This window comes from Streptomyces sp. NPDC002669, assembly GCF_042889165.1.
Lineage (GTDB): Bacteria > Actinomycetota > Actinomycetes > Streptomycetales > Streptomycetaceae > Streptomyces.
The window spans coordinates 173,246-190,613 of the sequence record NZ_JBIAQQ010000013.1 but is presented as its reverse complement, the minus strand read 5'-3'; the positions used below and the strand labels follow the sequence as shown (position 1 = coordinate 190,613).

Genomic DNA, 17,368 nt, shown 5'->3' with positions numbered 1-17,368 from the left:
GAAGACGCGACGAAGCGTCCGGAAGAGTCGCCCTCACTCCCGCACCCCCGAAGGGGGTGCGCACCGGAGGAACCAGAGGCCGTCCTTCGCCACCCCCGCTCAGGGAAACTCAGGGAAACGAAGAAGCGGGCCACTCTTCCGAGTGACCCGCTTCCTCACTGTGGAGCTAAGGAGAATTGAACTCCTGACCTCCTGCATGCCATGCAGGCGCTCTACCAACTGAGCTATAGCCCCTTGCTGGGTTCCGCCTGGTCTCCCTGGCGACATCGAGAACATTACCGGTGACCCCGCCACTCCACCAAATCGTTTCCCGGTCGCATGGATTTGACCGGTTTTGCGGCACCTCTGCCAGGGCGATCGACGGCACCGGACGGGTCACGCCGTGGCGAAGGAGTAGAAGCGCTTGAGGGTGCAGTGCTCCTCCAGCAGTCGTCCGTAGATCGGCTCCCCCTCCAACTCCCGATAGGTCTCGATCGGGTCGCCTTTTATGATCAGCGCCCGCGCACACTCCTCGCACCAGTACTGGTACTCCGGATTGATCGGATCCATGTCCCTGACGATGGGCGTGCCGCTGCCGCACCAGTCACATTTCCGCCTGTGTGCACCCATGGGTCAGCTCCGGGTCCGGCCACGGGCGGTACACGCACGAGGGGCGCCGACGGTACCGCCGCGCGCCCGGACCGCCCGGGGCGGTCCGACGGCACGGCGATGGGCCCGGACGCGGACGCGACGTCCGGGGGCGACAGATACTTCGGGGGCCAGGGGGGCCGCAGGGGCTTCGGGGACCAGGAGCAGGTCCGGGACCTCTTGGCGGCTCGCAGGCATCGCGCTCCCTCCCGTTCGGTCCGTCGCCCCCTCCGGCGTTCCGATTCTGCCATGACCCCGCAAGAGGGACAGCCCGTCGAGGATCCGGCGGGTCGGCGGCGGCGCGGGAACCCCGTGACCGCACCCGCCTCGACGTCCACAGAAAGCGCTACGGCACCCCAGGGGCGTGCGTCCGCCGTCAGCGCACGGCAACTCCCGCGTACGGAACCGGCCATGGAGGTACGGCAACGGTGACGGCCGGTCAGGCGGTAGGCCGGGAAGCGCGCCCGGACAGTGGAACGCCGTCAGGGGCGTCGAGTGACGGGGAAACGAGAAGATCCCGCCCCTGAAAGGAGCGGGATCTTGACTGTGGAGCTAAGGAGAATTGAACTCCTGACCTCCTGCATGCCATGCAGGCGCTCTACCAACTGAGCTATAGCCCCGCTGTTCGCTGTGTTTCTCTGCGTTTCCGCGCTGCGAACAAGAAGAACTTTAGCCTGTGACCTGCCAGAAAGTGAAATCCGGCCGACGGGGGTCGGGGCGAGCCTCCGTCCGCCGCCCCACCCCGGCTCCTGGAGCGGGGCATCGGCGGCCCCGGAACCGGAATCGGGCCCGGACCTCGCCCGGACGAGCCGGGCCTAACCGGACCGGGCGAACCCGGCCGGTTCCTCGGTACCGAAAGACCCAGGCACCAGGTCGCAGGCACCGAGTCACTGGCACCGGGTCGCAGGCACCGAGTCACTGGCACCGGGCCCGAAGCCGGTTCTAGGCGTCGTCGCCGAGCACCGGCTCCGGCAGCGTGCCGGCGTTGTGCTCCAGCAGGCGCCAGCCGCGCGCGCCCTCGCCCAGCACCGACCAGCAGCAGTTGGAGAGCCCGCCGAGTCCTTCCCAGTGGTGTGCCTCCAGCCCCAGCAGCCGGCCGATGGTGGTGCGGATGGTGCCGCCGTGGCTGACCACGACGAGCGTGCCGTCCTCGGGCAGCTTGTCGGCGTGTTCGAGCACGATCGGGGCGGCCCGGTCGGCGACCTCGGTCTCCAGCTCGCCACCGCCCCGCCGCACGGGCTCGCCGCGCTTCCACGCGGCGTACTGCTCGCCGTACTGCCCGACGATCTCCTCGTGCGTGAGGCCCTGCCAGGCACCCGCGTAGGTCTCGCGCAGTCCCGCGTCGTGCGCGACTTCGAGGCCGGTGAGCGCGGCGAGTTCGGCGGCCGTGGCCGCCGCCCGCTGGAGGTCGGAGGCGACGATCGCGTCCGGCTTCAGCGAGGCGAGCAGCCGGGCGGCCCGCCGGGCCTGCCCGATTCCGACCTCGGTGAGCGCGATGTCCGTGGAGCCCTGGAACCGGCGCTCCAGATTCCACGCCGTCTGGCCGTGCCGCCAGAGGACGATCCTGCGCCCCCTGCCCTTCCTGCCGGTGCTCAGCTCTGCTCACCTTCCGTGCCGCCGGTGAGCTTGGCGTGCTCCTCGGCCTTGCCGCGGGTCTTGACCGCGTCCTCGGGGAGCGCGATCTCGGGGCAGTCCTTCCACAGGCGCTCCAGCGCGTAGAAGACGCGCTCCTCGCTGTGCTGGACGTGGATGACGATGTCGACGTAGTCGAGGAGGATCCAGCGCGCGTCCCGGTCGCCCTCGCGGCGCACCGGCTTGGCGCCGAGCTCCTTCTGGAGCCGCTCCTCGATCTCGTCGACGATCGACTTGACCTGGCGGTCGTTGGGGGCCGAGGCCAGCAGGAAGGCGTCCGTGATCGACAGCACGTCGCTGACGTCGTACGCGATGATGTCGTGCGCGAGCCGGTCGGCGGCCGCCTGGGCGGCGGCGTTGATGAGCTCGATGGAGCGGTCCGTGGCGGTCACAAGCAGGCTTTCGTCGGCGGTCAGATCGACCTCTAGGGTCTCACGGACCGCCGACAGCCCACGCAATGAACGTTCGAGTGCCGGATCAGCACCGCCCGGACGGCGAGATCCGGGTCATTTGATCTTGTAGTCCTGGCCGAGAACGACGGACACGTCCACGTTGGCGGCGGGCTTGCCCTGCTTCACGGCCTCCGCCGGCAGGCCCAGGGTCTTGGCGACCTGGACCGCCTTCTCCTTGTCCTGGGCGGTCCTGTGGACGACCTCGGACGACGGCACGGCCCCGGTCGTACCACCGCCGACGAAGGCGTAGCCGCCGTTGATCAGCTTGATCCGGGCGGATGCCGCGCCTTCCTTGTCACCGGTGGCGTTCTTGACGTCGACCCGTACCACGGCGTCCGCGTCCGGGGCCTTCACCGTGCCGCCCAGGACGTCCTTGACGACGCTCTCGGTGGCCGCGTCGGTGAGCGTGCCGTCCTGCTGGACCGGCAGCACGGCCGTCTTGTAGTCGCCGACCTTGGCTCGCTGGGCGAGCTTCGCCAGGGAGGCCCCGAGGTCCTTCTCGGGGAGCGAGGGATCGAGGATCTGGGCCAGCGTCTGCACGGTGACCGTGGCGGCCTTCGGGTCGTCCGAGATCTTCCGCAGCACGCTCCGCATGACCTCCCCGAACCGCATGAGCTGCTTCGCCTCGGCCTCGCCGGGCCCCTGGTAGGTGGCGTACGCGACGGCCATCCGGCCGCTCAGGGTCTGCGACTCACCCTTCTTCACCAGAGGTGAAGCATCCTTCTTCGTGTCGGGCACATCGGTGTCGGTGTCGATCTCGATGTTGCCGACCAGGTCGACGAGGGTCTCCAGGTAGGGGGTGTCGAGTCGCCACGTACCGCTGATGTCGGTGCCGAGCAGTGTGTCGATGGAGTCGCGGGTACCGGTGGCGCCGTCGTCCTCGACGGACTTGCCGAGGGTGGTCGTCGCGCCCTCGTCGTTGGCGACCATGAGCGAGTTGGGCAGCAGGACCGTGGTTCCCTGCTTGGTCGTCACGTTGTCGACGAGCAGCGCCGTGGAGGTGCCGCCCTTCTTGGTGTTGTGCAGGTGGACCACGATGACGTCCCGCTGCTGCGGGCCGGCCGACGCCGTGTTGTCCTTCTCCGAGTCGGACAGGCCGGGAATCTTTCCGGCGGACCAGAGGTAGCCGACGCCGCCGACCACGACCAGGGCCACCACGACTATCAGCGCGACCATGCGGTTGCGGCCGCGGCGCCGTGCCTCCTCGCGCCGCTCGCTGCGGCTCTCGGTGAACTTCAGCCAGTCGATGACGTCTTCGGAGTCCTCGTCGGGCTCCTCGATGAAGGAGAACTGCTCGGTGCGGTAGTCGCGGTCGGCGCGGCGCTGTCCGGGGACGGCCGCTTCCGGCTCGGCCCCGAAGCGGGACTCGGCCTCGGGCTCGGGTTCCCTCGGGGCCGGTTCGGGCGCGGGCGGTACGGGCGGCGCCTGCGTCGGCGGGGCCGGCTGCGCACTCGCCTGCTGCGGGACGTTCCACTGCTGGGTGGTGTCGACCGCGGCGGGCTGCTGGCCGGTGTCGTAGCCGTAGCCGTCATAACCGCCGTAACCCGGCTGCTGGGGCTGCTGGGGCTGTTGGGAGGCGTACGGGTCGTACGGCTGCTGCTGGAAGTGCTGCGGGGCCTGGGGCTGGGCGTACGGGTCGTACCCGTATCCCGGGTCGGTCTGCTGACCGGGCTGCTGGTGAGGCTGCTGCACCTGGTGGGGCTGCTGGGGCTGCTGGTGGCCGTACGGGTCGTACGCCTGCCGCTCCGTCTGCTGGTACACCGGCTGCCCGTACTCGTCGTAGCCGATGATCTGCGGCTGCTGGTAGTACGGGTCGTACGGGTTCTGTCGGTCGTTCACCGGTGCCCCTCTGCGTCGCTCATTCGCCGCGGTACAGCTGGCGCTTGTCGATGTAGCGGACCACGCCGTCCGGCACCAGATACCAGACCGGGTCTCCCTGCGCGACCCTCTCACGGCAGTCCGTGGACGAGATGGCGAGCGCGGGAACCTCCACGAGGGAGACACCGCCCTCCGGCAGGCCCACGTCCGTGAGCACGTGCCCCGGCCGTGTCACACCGATGAAGTGGGAGAGCGAGAACAGTTCGTCGGCGTCCCGCCAGGTGAGGATCTGGGAGAGCGCGTCGGCACCGGTGATGAAGAAGAGGTCGGCATCACCGTGGATCGCGTGCAGGTCCCGCAGCGTGTCGATGGTGTACGTGGGACCGCTGCGGTCGACGTCGATCCGGCTGACGGAGAACTGCGGGTTGGACGCCGTCGCGATGACCGTCATCAGATAACGGTCCTCGGCCGGGGACACGCGCTTGTGGCTCTTCTGCCACGGCTGCCCCGTCGGGACGAAGATCACCTCGTCGAGGTGGAACTGGGCGGCCACCTCGCTGGCCGCCACCAGGTGTCCATGATGGATCGGGTCGAACGTCCCGCCCATCACGCCGAGTCGGCGCTTTCCGCGGCCGGTAGGCACTTCCTGCTCTCCCATGCGTGCAGAGCCTACTGGCACAGTTGTACGCCTCTGTCTCAGCGGTCGCGGTTGAAGCGTGTGGTGACCCACAGCAGGAACATCAGCGCGACGAACGCGCCGCCCCCGGTGAGGTACGGGTTGAGGCTTTCGTGGTTGCCACCGAGCTCGCCGCCCTCGGAGGCGAGAGTGACCAACTGGTGTGCGGTGCTCGTGAGGCTCATCTTCGGCAGGACCTATCGATCGGGAGTCGGAAGGAAGACGTCGCGCACATCGTATGCGGGTGCCCCGGGCACGCTCACGCCGACTCAGTCGTTGTTGTCGTCGTTGCGGTATCCGCGGAGCAGGAACCAGCCGAGCAGAGCGGCTCCGACCAGCGAGACGAGCAGCACGACACGGAGCGTGTTGCCAGGTCCCTGCTCCGTGGATGCGGCAGCGAGCAGAGCAACGGTTTGCGGCATGTCGGGCGTCTCCTCTGTTATCCACAGCCCCCCGCACACCGTAGCCCCAGCACCTACGCTGGGTTTTGTCAGGGGGCGAGCGACGTCTCGTACGAACAGGGGGCCATCCATGACCGAACACAGCCACGAGAGCGTGCCCAGCAGGCAGCGCAGGCGCTTCACGGGCATCTCGTCCCGGGCCTACGAGCACCCGGCGGACCGCTCGGCCCTGGTGGCCCTGCGCAAGCTGAGCGGTTTCGACACCGTCTTCAAGACGCTGAGCGGTCTGCTGCCCGAGCGCAGCCTGCGACTTCTCTTCCTCTCCGACTCCGTCCGGGTGAGCGACGCCCAGTTCGCCCACCTCAACGACATGCTGCGGGATGCCTGTTACATCCTGGACCTGGAGAAGGTCCCTCCGATGTACGTCAATCAGGACCCGCAGCCCAATGCCATGTGCATCGGCCTCGACGAGCCGATCATCGTGGTGACGACGGGGCTGGTGGAGCTGCTCGACGAGGAGGAGATGCGGGCCGTCATCGGCCACGAGGTGGGACATGCCCTCTCCGGCCACGCCGTTTACCGCACGATCCTGCTGTTCCTCACCAGCATCGCCCTGAAGGTCGCCTGGATCCCGCTGGGCAACGTCGCGATCATGGCGCTCGTGACGGCGCTGCGCGAATGGTTCCGCAAGTCGGAACTGTCGGCCGACCGGGCCGGACTGCTCGTCGGCCAGGACCTTCAGGCCTCGATGCGCGGCCTGATGAAGATCGCGGGCGGCAACCACCTGCACGAGATGAACGTGGACGCCTTCCTCGCCCAGGCCGACGAGTACGAGAAGGGCGGCGACCTGCGCGACTCGGTGCTCAAGATCCTCAACCTGCTGCCCCGCTCCCACCCGTTCACCACGGTCCGCGCGGCCGAGCTGAAGAAGTGGTCCGAGACCCGTGACTACCAGCGGATCATGGACGGCCACTACCCGCGGCGCGACGAGGACAAGGACACCTCGGTGACGGACTCCTTCCGGGAGTCCGCTTCCCACTACGCGGACACGGTGCGCACCAGCAAGGACCCGCTGATGAAGCTGGTCGGCGACATAGCGGGCGGTGCCGGGGACCTGGGCGGCAAGCTCCGCGACAAGTTCACCGGCCAGGGCGGGGGCACGGCCGGCAAGGGCGCCGGGAACAACAGCACCGACAGGCCGACGGGGTCGGAGGGAACCCAGGAGTCCTGAGGGACCGCTGAGCCTTGAGGGACTGCTGAACTCCGAGGGGTCGCAGAGCCTTGAGGGACCGCTGAGCTCCCCCTGACTCCGAGGGGCTCAGCGCCCCTCAGGAGCCCTGAGGAGCCGCGGGCCGGGCCGGGGGCTGCTGAGGGGCGTCGGTCTTCAGGGTGCCGCAGAGCGCCGCCGCGGGACGGCCCGTCGCGTACGGGTCGGTGCCCGCGGGGCCCCGGTGGGAGGCGTGCTGCCCGGCGAGCAGCGGCCGCAGCGCACCGGTGCTGTCCGTGGGGCACGACTGCGGCCCGGCCTGGACGTAGCTGGTGCGCACCTCCAGCCGGTGCAGCCGCAGGTCCTCCCGGTCGAAGCGGAAGTGCAGCTCGCGCCGCACGGTGAAGAGCGAGGCGTCGTCCGCCGCCCGGGGGCCCGCACCGGCCGGGCGGAGCGTGTAGGTGAAGGTGTGGTCCGACACCACCTCCAGCGTGTCGAACCCCTCCTCGGCATAGCTCAGGGTGCCCCGGACGCGTACGTCCGGGGCGGCGAGCGCCACCTTCGCCGGGTCGAACCGCACCAGCCACCCGGTCGCGGAGTACCGGCCGTCGTCGACCGGGTGGTCGACGCTCTGCTCGAACTGGGTGCTCTGGTCGGGGTCGAGCAGCATCTGCACCGGTCGCACGGCGGCGCCGGTGAGCACGTCGGGGTCGAGCGAGGACGCCACCAGGTAGTCCTTGGCCGTGTCCAGGGCCGCCCCCACCTGGGCGGCCGAGAAGTTGTCCGTCCGCCCGACCGCGGGCAGGTTGATGCCCGCGGCCCCCTTCTCGAACTGCGCCGCGGGGCTCTTCGCGAGAAGCCCGGCAGCCGTTCCACCGGGTACGGCGCCCCGGGGTGCCAGGGGAACGACGGTCGATCTCATGGGCTCGGCCCGCCTGCCCACGGGAGACTGGTAGGGGTGGCGAAGCCCCATGTACACGGCCGTCCCGAAGGCCAGGGCGATCAGGAGGATCAGGGCGACGAGGGCCCTGGAGCCGGCACGGAAGCGGCGGGACGGCAGGCTGCGCACGGCGGGGGCGTGATCCGTCAGACGCTCCCGCGCGGAGAATTCCTGCAGCCGGGCAGCGCGCACGAACGATTCGTCGAAGACGAGTGACCGGTACTCGTCCTCGCCTCCGCCCGCCGGGTTCTCGGGCGGACCTTCTGGCGGTTCTCCGTGGCCTGCCATGGCTTCTCCCGACTCCACGTCGCCGGACGGGCCGGAACGCTTCGCTCTGCTTCGGCCGAACGGCTTCGGACAGGGCCTGCCCGTCATGGCTTCGCATGACGTCGCACGGCTGCGCATGTACGGACGAGCGAGAAGCCCCCTCGGTGAGAGGGGTCACACTTTCAGGGTAGGTCGATCGGGGCCGGGGTAAACGCCCGGCCGCGAAGAACCGGCCGCGAGCTGCCCCGGGCCCTTCGAGGACACTGCCGGATTCACCACCAAGGCGAACGGATCGGATGTACAGCACATCTGCCCGCGTGCCGGTACATATCGCACCGGAATGTGCGCACCCGGTCACCCATGGTGCGTGATCAGGGGCGGGGGGCGTGGCCGTCCTCGGCGCCCGGCCCTTCTGAGCACCGACGGGGCGGGGAGTCCGGGGCCGTCAGCCCGTGCGGGGCGTCGCGGAGACCGTGGGCCGGGCGTGGTCCGTGGCGGCGGAGGGGGCCACTCCGGGGCCCGGGGCACTGTCCACACCGGTCGTGGCGGGCGGCGGGGCGGGCTCCTGGCGGCTGCCCGACGCGTTGCGGTAGACGGCGCTGAAGGCGAACGCGATCATGCCGATGCCCATCAGCACCGCGAGCAGCCAGGCCACCGGCCGGTGCCAGCGCGCGGAGCTCCGGTAGGGGCGCAGGGCGCCGCCGTGCCGCCCGTAGGGGTCGTCGGGGCCAGGGAAGCCGTCGTGGGAGCCTTCTCGGCCGTATCCGTCGCCCGGGCCGTATCCCTCGCCGCGGAGGTCCTCGTCCAGCGGGGCGCCGCCCGCGCGGGCCCGGGACGCCTCGGCCTCGGCTCGGGCCTGAGCGGCTGCCAGCAGCCGCTCCACGGCGGTCGGTTCATGGATCTCGGCAGCCCGTACGAAGTCCTCGTCGAACACCACGGAGGCGAAGTCCTCGTCCGCGCCCCCGCGGTCGTCGTCGGGCTCCCAGCCGTCCGGGAACGGCCTGCCCCCCACGTCGTCCGGCACCGCTCCAGACTAGCCCCGCCGGGACGTTCTGGGCAGGGAGCCCGCAACATTCACCGGCCCCGGAAGGTCACCGCACGTGGCCGTCGCCCGTGACGATGTACTTCGTCGAGGTGAGCTCCGGCAGTCCCATCGGGCCCCTGGCGTGCAGCTTCTGCGTGGAGATGCCGATCTCGGCGCCGAAGCCGAACTGGCCGCCGTCGGTGAAGCGGGTGGACGCGTTCACGGCCACCGTCGTGGAGTCCACCAACTGGGTGAAGCGGCGGGCCGCCGCCTGGGAGGTGGTCACGATCGCCTCGGTGTGGCCGGAGGACCAGAGCCGGATGTGGGCGACGGCCGCGTCCAGCGAGTCCACGACGGCCGCGGCGATGTCGTAGGAGAGGTACTCGGTCTCCCAGTCCTCCGGCGTCGCCGCCACCACGGCGGCCCTGGTCCCCTCGGCGTGCGCGAGCACCCGCTCGTCGCCGTGCACGGTCACGCCCGCGTCGGCCAGCGCGTCCAGGGCCACCGGCAGGAACCGGTCGGCGACGTCCCGGTGCACCAGGAGGGTCTCGGCGGCGTTGCAGACGCTCGGGCGCTGCGCCTTGGAGTTGATCAGGATCTCCACGGCCATGTCGAGGTCGGTCTGCGCGTCCACGTAGACGTGGCAGTTGCCGGTGCCGGTCTCGATGACGGGGACGGTGGACTCCTCGACCACCGTGCGGATCAGCGAGGCGCCGCCGCGCGGGATGAGGACGTCGACGAGGCCGCGGGCCCGCATCAGTTCCCGTACCGAGTCGCGGCTCTCGCCCGGTACCAGCTGCACCGCGTCGGCGGGCAGGCCGGAGCCGCCGACCGCGTCCCGCAGCACCCGTACGAGTGCGAGGTTCGAGGAGTACGCGGAGGAGGAGCCGCGCAGCAGGACGGCGTTGCCGGACTTCAGGCAGAGGGCCGCGGCGTCGACCGTCACGTTGGGCCGGGCCTCGTAGATGATGCCGACCACGCCGAGCGGCACCCGGACCTGGCGCAGGTCGATGCCGTTGGGGAGCGTCGAGCCGCGGACGACCTCGCCGACCGGGTCGGGCAGCGCCGCCACGTGCCGCACGTCGGCGGCGATGGCACGGATCCGTTCGGGGGTGAGGGTGAGCCGGTCGATGATCGACTCGCTGGTCCCGGCCTCGCGGGCGCGGGCGACGTCCTCGGCGTTGGCGGTGACGATCTCGCCCGTCCGCACCTCCAGCGCGTCCGCGATGGCCAGCAGCGCGTCGTCCTTCGCCGCGCGGGGCAGCGGCGCGATGTCGGCGGCGGCGGAGCGGGCCCGGTAGGCGGCCTGGGCGACCGGGGACATGTTGTCGTACGGCGAGAGCGTGGTCATGCCCGCAGGGTAGTGCGCACACTGCGGGCATCCGTCACGTATCCCGTGATGCGAGACAACTCCCCCGCCGCCCGTCGCGGCGGTCAGTAGGGGTGCACTCCCACCGGGGCGGCCGGGGGCGGCCCGTACCCCTCGGCGACGCGCTGGTGGTACGTCTCGCGGTCGATGACCTCCAGGCCGACGATCTCCCAGGGCGGGAGCCGGGCGGTGGAGCGGTGCTCCCCCCACAGCCGCAGCGCGACGGCCGCCGCGTCGTGCAGGTCGCGGGCCTCTTCCCAGTAGCGGATCTCCGCGTGGTCGTCGGCGTACCTGCTGGTCAGTAGGAAGGGGTGGTCGTGCGCGAGTTGTTCGAGCCCGCGTCTGACCTCCTCCAGGGGAACGGCCTCGCCCGAGACGCTGAGCGTGATGTGCCACAGCCTCGACGGGGTGCGTTCCGTCCTCGCCGCCTCCGGCGCGGGTCCTCCCGCCGCCGTCGGCCCGGGGCCGGTGGTCCGGTCCTCATCAGGACCCGCGGACCCGCCGCCGTCGAAATCGGCCCCCGCTCCGACACTGGTCAGGGCCCGGCCGGCCGTTCCTCGGGGCGGCGCCCCCGGGCGCGCTCGTCTCACCGGCGGCCTCCTGTGAATGCGTTCGCTGTGCTGTACCCCGCTTGTGTCCCGTTACAAAGTTGACCAGTCCTCGGCCGGGGATGGGGTGGTTTTCGTGAAGCTCTCCGGTGCGGGACCGGACTTTCAGCCGTTTCAGGGGCCGTCAGGGGTGCAGTACGACCAGATCGTCCCTGTGTACGATCTCGCGCTCGTAGGCCGGGCCGAGCTCCCTCGCCAGGTCGCGGGTGGACCGGCCGAGCAGCTGCGGGATCTCCTTGGCGTCGAAGTTGACCAGTCCGCGCGCCACCGGCCTGCCGCCGAGGTCGCGCAGCTCCACCGGGTCACCGGCCGTGAACTCTCCCTCGACCCCGGCGATCCCGGCGGGCAGCAGCGAGCTGTGGCGCTCCACGACCGCGCGCACCGCCCCGTCGTCGAGGGTCAGCGAACCCTGCGGGGTGGAGGCGTGGGCGAGCCAGAGCAGCCGGTCGGCCGAGCGGCGTCCGGTGCGGTGGAAGTACGTGCCGGTGTCCCGTCCGGCCAGGGCGTCGGCGGCCCGGCTCGCCGAGGTGAGGACGACCGGGACCCCGGCGGCCGTGGCGATCCGGGCGGCCTCGACCTTGGTGACCATGCCGCCGGTGCCGACGCCGGCCTTCCCCGCGCTGCCGATGGTGACGCCCGCGAGGTCCTCCGGCCCGGCCACCTCGGCGACCCGGGCGGTGCCCGGGGTGCTGGGGTCGCCGTCGTAGAGGCCGTCGACGTCCGAGAGGAGGACCAGCAGGTCGGCGCGGACGAGGTGGGCGACGAGCGCGGCGAGCCGGTCGTTGTCGCCGAACCGGATCTCGTCGGTGGCGACGGTGTCGTTCTCGTTGACGATCGGGAACGCCCCCATGTCCAGCAACTGGTCCAGGGTGCGGCAGGCGTTGCGGTAGTGGGCGCGGCGGCTGGTGTCGTTGCTGGTCAGCAGCACCTGGCCGACGCGTACGCCGTACCGTGCGAAGGAGGCGGTGTAACGGGCGACGAGGAGTCCCTGGCCGACGCTGGCGGCGGCCTGCTGCCGGGCCAGGTCCTTGGGCCGGCGGTGCAGTCCGAGCGGGGCGAGCCCGGCCGCGATGGCGCCGCTGGAGACGAGCACGATCTCGCGCTCCCCGCCGCTGCGCACCTTGGCCAGTACGTCGACGAGCGCGTCGACCCGGTCCGCGTCGAGACCGCCCGCCGCGGTGGTGAGGGAGGAGGAACCGACCTTGACCACGATCCTGCGGGCCTCTGCGACGCCCTGCCTTGCCCCTGACACGTCCATCCCCAATGATTCGGCCTCTCGCCCAGCCCCCGCAATCTACGCGAGCGGCGGCGACGGCGCTCGGGCGTTCCGCCCCCTGGACCGCCGCGTCCGGCCCGCGGCCCGGACCGGCCGCGAGGCTTCCGGCCCAGGCCCCCGGAAGCCCCGGTCCCGGTTCCGGTTCCGGAAGCCTTGATCGGCCCCGCTCGGCTCCCCCGGACTCCAAGAAAGCGGATCAACTCTCTCCGCTTCCCCCTTCGTCGAACCCCTCGCACGAAGGGGCCCACGAATACGGAATATCCGTTCGGAGCCCACATGAACGTCCGGTCACCTTTGGCGAAATAACAGCGGTCCGGGCAGGCAACCATCGAGGCACCTCGGCCATCTAACAGCCGATAGGGTGCACGGCGGGTGGCTCACCATGCCCATTTTCCAGCGGCACGGGCCCCGCATCAGCCGCCGCCAGAGGGACTTCTACAGACATGGGACAGCAGCAATGCCAGTCAAAGTAAGTGTCGTCATTCCTGTATACAACCCGGGCAAGTACATCGACCCCTGCATCGACTCGCTTCTGCGGCAGACCCTCCCGGCAGGGGAGTTCGAAGTCCTCTTCGTCAACGATGGCTCGACGGACGACACTCGCGAGCGACTCGAGAAGCTGGCCGGCGAGCACCCGCATTTCCGCGTCATCACCATCCCCAATTCCGGCTGGCCCGGAAAGCCCCGCAACATCGGCGTGGACGAGGCAAAGGGCGAGTACGTCCAGTTCGTCGACCAGGACGACCACCTCGCCTCCGACGCCCTGCGCCGGCTGTACGAGATGGGGCGGCGCAACGGCTCCGACATCGTCATCGGCAAGGTGGCCAGCAACTTCCGCGGCGTCCCGCACGGGGTGTTCAAGAAGAACCGTGAGAAGTGCACACTGCGCGACGCCCCGCTGTACGACAGCCTCACGCCGCACAAGATGTTCCGTACCGAGTTCCTCCGCAAGAACGGCATCGCCTACCCCGAGGGCAAGCGGCGCCTGGAGGACCAGCTCTACATGATGGAGGCCTACTTCCCGGCGGAAGTCGTCTCCATCCTGGGTGACTACACCTGCTACTTCTACTCCCGGCGCGACGACGGCAAGAACGCGGGATCCACCAGGATCGTCCCGGCCGACTACTACGGGAACCTCCGTGAGGTCCTGGACGTGGTGGTGGCCAACACCGAGCCGGGCGAGTTCCGGGATCTGCTGCTGCGCCGCTTCTACCGCGTCGAGATGCTCAGCCGACTCAGTGAACCCGCCGTGGTCAAGTACCAGCCCGACTTCTTCGACCAGATGTGCGACGCGATCGAGCCGCTGGCCCGCGACTTCATGGGCGACGGGGTGCACGACGGCCTCGGCCCGCTGCTGCGGGTCCGCTCCTCCCTGCTGCGCAAGGACGACCGGGAGGGGCTGCTCCGAATCGCCCGGTTCGCCGGATCCGTCAAGGCGGCGGCCCGCCTGGAGGAGTTCGTCTGGCAGCCGGACGGCCGCGCCGCCGTCACCGTCACCGCCCGGCTGGTCCAGGGCGACGACGAAACCCCGGTGAAACTGCTGCGCCGGGACGACCGTTACTTCCTGCACCCGGACAACGGGGGCGGGCAGCTGGCCGAGGACGAGCTCCTCGACGTCACCGACGACCTCGACGGCTTCTCCGCCGAACTGTCCCTGCGCAACCGCGAGACGGCCGTCGAGTGGCCCTGCCCCGCGACGTTCACCCGGCAGATCGAGGACCTCGGCGACGGATCCTGCGAGGTGGTCCTGCGCGGCAGCGGCCACGTCTCCTCGGAGGCGGTCAAGGGCCGCGGCCGGGTCTCCCGCGGCTTCTGGGACATCTGGGTGCCGCTGCGCGGCCTGGGCCTGGTCCGCAAGGCACGGCTCGGCGCCGACCGCGCGCCGGGCGTGGAAGCCGACTGCCTGCCCGCCTCGCTCGGCTCGCCGGCCCGCGCCGTCATCCCGTACTTCACCGACCCGTTCGGCAACCTCACTCTCGACGTCGCCCGGCGCAGCAAGAAGCTCGCGACCCACCTGGCCGACCGGCCCGTCATGCGGACCCCGGGCCGCCGCACCGAACTGCGGCTGGAGCTCTTCACCACCTCCACGACCGCCGTCTCCGACGTCCGGCTGGTCCTGAGCCGGCCCGGCGAGACCGGCTCGCCCGTGCACACGCTGCGCACCTCGCTGCACCCGATGGGCGGCCGGGCCCACATCACCGTGCCCGCCCGCGCCTCCGGCGTGACGCCGGGCGCCTGGAACCTCGCAGTCCGGCTGGACGGCGAGAAGGGCCCCGCGCTCGCGCTCTGCGACGTCACCATCACGGAGGGCGGCCGGATCCAGGTGGACCCGAAGCTGCCCGAGGTCCCGGCGGAGCTCATGGCCGATGTGGCCACCAAGCGCCGGAAGGCCACCCTGCGCCGCGCGCTGCGCGCCGTCGGCGGCCCGATCGTGCGCAAGCTCCCGCCGCAGAGCCGCAAGCGCGCGCGCCGTCTCGCCGCTCGCCTCACCGGCTGACCCGCGCCCCGCGCATCCACCGTCCCCGAAGGGGACGGCCCACAGGAACCAGAACCAGACACATCGGAACAAGGACGTGATCGCATGCGGCAGCTCTCCATCGCAGGAGCCTGGGTGCATGAACCCAAGGTCTTCCCGGACAGCCGCGGCAGCTTCCACGAGTGGTTCAAGGCATCGGAACTCAGCGAGGCCGTCGGGCACACGCTGCGGCTCGCGCAGGCGAACTTCTCCGTCTCCAGCCGGGGGACGCTGCGCGGCGTGCACTTCGCCGACGTGCCGCCGAGCCAGGCCAAGTACGTCAAGTGCGTGCGCGGCGCGGTGCTCGACGTGATCGTGGACATCCGGGTCGGCTCCCCCACGTACAAGCAGTGGGAGGCCGTCCGGCTCGACGACGTCGACCACCACTCCGTCTACCTCGCCGAGGGGCTCGGCCACGCCTTCATGGCGCTGACGGACGACGCCTCGGTCGCCTACCTGTGCTCCGAGGGCTACTCGCCCGGCCGCGAGCACGGCGTCAACCCGCTCGATCCCGAGCTGGGCATCGAGTGGCCGCAGGGCATCACCCCGCTGCTGTCCGACAAGGACGCCGCGGCGCCCTCGCTGGCCGAGGCGGAGGCGCAGGGCCTGCTGCCCTCGTACGAGGCGTGCCAGGAGTACTACGCGCAGCTGCGCGCCCGCGGCTGAGTCCCGGGCGGGGCAACGCCGGAGCCCCTGCGATCCGTACGGGTCGCAGGGGCTCCGTGCTGTCGGGGGGCGGTCAGCCCGTCACCCTCCTGATGCGCGAGTGCACCGGGGCGAAGGCCGAGCGCGGGCGGTGCAGGTTGCGGGCACGGATCAGGGCCGGCCAGAAGTCGGCGCGGAGCAGTGCCTCGGGCCGGACGGCGTTCTTGCGCACCAGCACCTCCTCGGGCACGTCCTGCGGGTCGGGTACGACGTACTCCTCGATGATCTTGTCGTACGCGTTCTTCAGGACGGTGCTCTCCGGGTCGGCGCCGAACACCACGACCACACCGGTCGGTTCCGTGTCCACCTCGACGACCACCAGGTCGGGGCGGTAGCGGCGCAGCACCTGCGCCACCTTGTACACGTCGCCGGTCCAGTACTTGGTGTGCCGGTCGCGGGCCGCCTCGTCGACGTCGCGGGGCAGCATGTCGTCCAGCACGATCACGCTCGACCAGCGGGAGTGCTTCTCCACATTCATGAAGTCGCGCAGCGCGTATTCGAAGAGGTGCATGCCGTCGATGAAGGAGAGCTCCAGCTTCGGGTCCCCGCCCATCAGGTTGAGCGGGTCCCGGCGGGCGAGCGCGCGGAACGGGTTGCGGCCGTTGCGCAGGTGCAGCAGCGGATCCTTCCGGGCGAAGAAGGCGTCACTCGTCGCCCTGACCAGGTGGACGTCGCAGCTGATGTCCGTCACGACCCGGAAGGCGGGGTCGACGGCGACGGAAGGGACCCGTGAGAGGGCCAGGCTTCTGCCGTCGTTGACCCCGATCTCCAGATAGTTCCGAGGACGGTAGATGCGGTGCAGATGGCGCAGGAACTCGTGGCGGTTCACGTGGAGCAGCCCTTCGGAGGAAACCAACTGGTCCGGTTCCCGGCGAAGTTACCTCATGACCACACTGCGATGTAACCGTTCTCCCTTATGTAAACCCTCGTTGTGAACATCTTTGAAATTCGACGGAACTTGACCACGAAGGTGGTCAATTCGTGATCACGGCCGCTCGGCCGCGAGGAGCGCCGGGAATGCCTCCTCCAGTGCCTCCCGCCAGTCCCGGACCGGTTCGATCCCGGCCCGTGCCCAGCCGTCGTGGCCCAGCACGCTGTACGCGGGCCGGGGGGCCGGCCGCACGAACGCCTCGCTGGTCGTGGGGCGGACGCGGGCCGGGTCGGTGCCCAGGAGCCGGAAGATCTCCCGGGTGAAGCCGAACCAGGTGGTCTCGCCGCCGCTGGTGCCGTGGTAGACGCCGGCGGGGGCGGTGCCCGCGAGGGCGGCCAGTCCGAGCCGGACCAGCCGGTCGGCCAGGTCGACGGTCCAGGTGGGCTGACCGCGCTGGTCGTCCACCACGTCGAGGGTGTCCTTGACGCCCTCCAGCTTGATCATCGTACGGACGAAGTTGCCGCCGCCCGCGCCGTACAGCCAGGCCGTGCGGACCACGTAGCCGGTGTCCGGCAGGGTGCTCAGCACGGCCCGCTCGCCGGCCAGCTTGGTGCGGCCGTAGGCGCTGCGCGGTCCGGTCGGGTCGTCCTCGGCGTACGGCTTCTCGCCGTCGCCGGCGAAGACGTAGTCGGTGGAGACCTGGAGGAGCACGGCGCCGTACTCGCGGCACGCCTCGGCCAGGACGGCCGGGCCCGTGCCGTTGACCCGCAGCGCGGCGTCCTCCTGGGATTCGGCGTCGTCGACCGCGGTCCAGGCGGCGCAGTTCACCACGACGGCGGGACGGTGCTCCTCGAAGGCCGCGCGCACCGACGCGGGGTCGGCGACGTCGACGGCCGCCCGGTCCGCGGCGACCGCGGTGACGTCCTCGGCGGCGAGCCGGGTCAGGACGTCCCCGCCCAGCATCCCGCCGGCGCCGGTGA

At 70.7% G+C, this 17,368-nt stretch carries 17 protein-coding genes and 2 tRNA genes; 3 read left to right on the top strand and 16 right to left on the bottom strand.

Annotated features, from left to right (window positions below):
* Positions 1-161: 161 nt before the first annotated feature.
* The 9 genes from ACFYW1_RS21005 to ACFYW1_RS20965 all read right to left on the bottom strand — a co-directional run bounded on the left by ACFYW1_RS21005 (position 162) and on the right by ACFYW1_RS20965 (position 5,627).
* Positions 162-234, bottom strand: a tRNA-Ala gene (locus ACFYW1_RS21005).
* A gap of 141 nt (positions 235-375) precedes the next feature.
* Entirely contained in the window at positions 376-609 is a 234-nt protein-coding gene (locus ACFYW1_RS21000) for a hypothetical protein (RefSeq protein ID WP_015608461.1), read from the bottom strand.
* Positions 610-1,174: 565 nt separating this feature from the next.
* Positions 1,175-1,247: transfer RNA gene (locus ACFYW1_RS20995), tRNA-Ala, on the bottom strand.
* A 322-nt stretch (positions 1,248-1,569) separates the two neighbouring features.
* Positions 1,570-2,223 (bottom strand): histidine phosphatase family protein, encoded by a 654-nt coding sequence (locus ACFYW1_RS20990; RefSeq protein ID WP_388995101.1) that lies wholly within the window; start codon positions 2,221-2,223, stop codon positions 1,570-1,572.
* Positions 2,220-2,651 carry a ribosome silencing factor gene (rsfS, locus tag ACFYW1_RS20985; protein WP_283851528.1) on the bottom strand — a complete coding sequence of 144 codons (432 nt, stop codon included), beginning with the start codon at positions 2,649-2,651 and terminating at the stop codon, positions 2,220-2,222. Before rsfS ends, ACFYW1_RS20990 begins: the two co-directional genes overlap by 4 nt.
* Before the next feature lie 114 nt (positions 2,652-2,765).
* On the bottom strand, positions 2,766-4,550 hold the full coding sequence (locus ACFYW1_RS20980) for an LCP family protein (protein ID WP_388994985.1): 1,785 nt from the start codon (positions 4,548-4,550) through the stop codon (positions 2,766-2,768).
* Positions 4,551-4,569: 19 nt separating this feature from the next.
* A complete protein-coding gene (gene nadD / locus ACFYW1_RS20975; protein ID WP_388994982.1) occupies positions 4,570-5,187 on the bottom strand; it encodes a nicotinate-nucleotide adenylyltransferase in 618 nt (205 codons plus the stop codon).
* Positions 5,188-5,225: 38 nt separating this feature from the next.
* Positions 5,226-5,390 carry a hypothetical protein gene (locus ACFYW1_RS20970; protein WP_388994979.1) on the bottom strand — a complete coding sequence of 55 codons (165 nt, stop codon included), beginning with the start codon at positions 5,388-5,390 and terminating at the stop codon, positions 5,226-5,228.
* Between the two features lie 84 nt (positions 5,391-5,474).
* The gene (locus ACFYW1_RS20965; RefSeq protein WP_388994976.1) at positions 5,475-5,627 is read right to left on the bottom strand and encodes a hypothetical protein; all 153 of its coding nucleotides are present in this window, start codon (positions 5,625-5,627) and stop codon (positions 5,475-5,477) included.
* A 109-nt stretch (positions 5,628-5,736) separates the two neighbouring features.
* Here ACFYW1_RS20965 and ACFYW1_RS20960 point away from each other — a divergent pair, with 109 nt between their 5' ends.
* On the top strand, positions 5,737-6,837 hold the full coding sequence (locus ACFYW1_RS20960; protein ID WP_388994973.1) for a M48 family metallopeptidase: 1,101 nt from the start codon (positions 5,737-5,739) through the stop codon (positions 6,835-6,837).
* 97 nt (positions 6,838-6,934) lie between these two features.
* Here the strand turns inward: ACFYW1_RS20960 and ACFYW1_RS20955 are convergent, their stop codons facing one another.
* The 5 genes from ACFYW1_RS20955 to proB form a co-directional block, all read right to left on the bottom strand.
* A complete protein-coding gene (locus ACFYW1_RS20955) occupies positions 6,935-8,041 on the bottom strand; it encodes a hypothetical protein (RefSeq protein WP_388994970.1) in 1,107 nt (368 codons plus the stop codon).
* Between the two features lie 424 nt (positions 8,042-8,465).
* Positions 8,466-9,044, bottom strand: a complete 579-nt coding sequence (locus ACFYW1_RS20950; RefSeq protein ID WP_388994967.1) for a hypothetical protein — start codon at positions 9,042-9,044, stop codon at positions 8,466-8,468.
* 67 nt (positions 9,045-9,111) lie between these two features.
* Positions 9,112-10,395, bottom strand: coding sequence for a glutamate-5-semialdehyde dehydrogenase (locus ACFYW1_RS20945; RefSeq protein WP_388994964.1), 1,284 nt, complete (start codon positions 10,393-10,395; stop codon positions 9,112-9,114).
* Between the two features lie 83 nt (positions 10,396-10,478).
* On the bottom strand, positions 10,479-11,003 hold the full coding sequence (locus ACFYW1_RS20940) for a hypothetical protein (protein WP_388994961.1): 525 nt from the start codon (positions 11,001-11,003) through the stop codon (positions 10,479-10,481).
* 142 nt (positions 11,004-11,145) lie between these two features.
* Positions 11,146-12,231, bottom strand: a complete 1,086-nt coding sequence (gene proB, locus ACFYW1_RS20935) for a glutamate 5-kinase (RefSeq protein WP_388995097.1) — start codon at positions 12,229-12,231, stop codon at positions 11,146-11,148.
* Positions 12,232-12,754: 523 nt separating this feature from the next.
* Between proB and ACFYW1_RS20930 the strand changes: the two genes are divergently transcribed.
* The gene (locus ACFYW1_RS20930; protein ID WP_388994958.1) at positions 12,755-14,794 is read left to right on the top strand and encodes a glycosyltransferase family 2 protein; all 2,040 of its coding nucleotides are present in this window, start codon (positions 12,755-12,757) and stop codon (positions 14,792-14,794) included.
* 84 nt (positions 14,795-14,878) lie between these two features.
* Complete coding sequence (rfbC, locus tag ACFYW1_RS20925; protein WP_385599088.1) at positions 14,879-15,478, top strand: dTDP-4-dehydrorhamnose 3,5-epimerase; 600 nt, start codon at positions 14,879-14,881, stop codon at positions 15,476-15,478.
* 73 nt (positions 15,479-15,551) lie between these two features.
* Here rfbC and ACFYW1_RS20920 read toward each other — a convergent pair whose 3' ends face one another.
* Both ACFYW1_RS20920 and rfbD read right to left on the bottom strand, forming a co-directional pair.
* Complete coding sequence (locus ACFYW1_RS20920; protein ID WP_388995094.1) at positions 15,552-16,346, bottom strand: class I SAM-dependent methyltransferase; 795 nt, start codon at positions 16,344-16,346, stop codon at positions 15,552-15,554.
* A 156-nt stretch (positions 16,347-16,502) separates the two neighbouring features.
* Positions 16,503-17,351 (bottom strand): dTDP-4-dehydrorhamnose reductase, encoded by an 849-nt coding sequence (rfbD, locus tag ACFYW1_RS20915; protein ID WP_388995091.1) that lies wholly within the window; start codon positions 17,349-17,351, stop codon positions 16,503-16,505.
* Between the last annotated feature and the right edge of the window lie 17 nt (positions 17,352-17,368).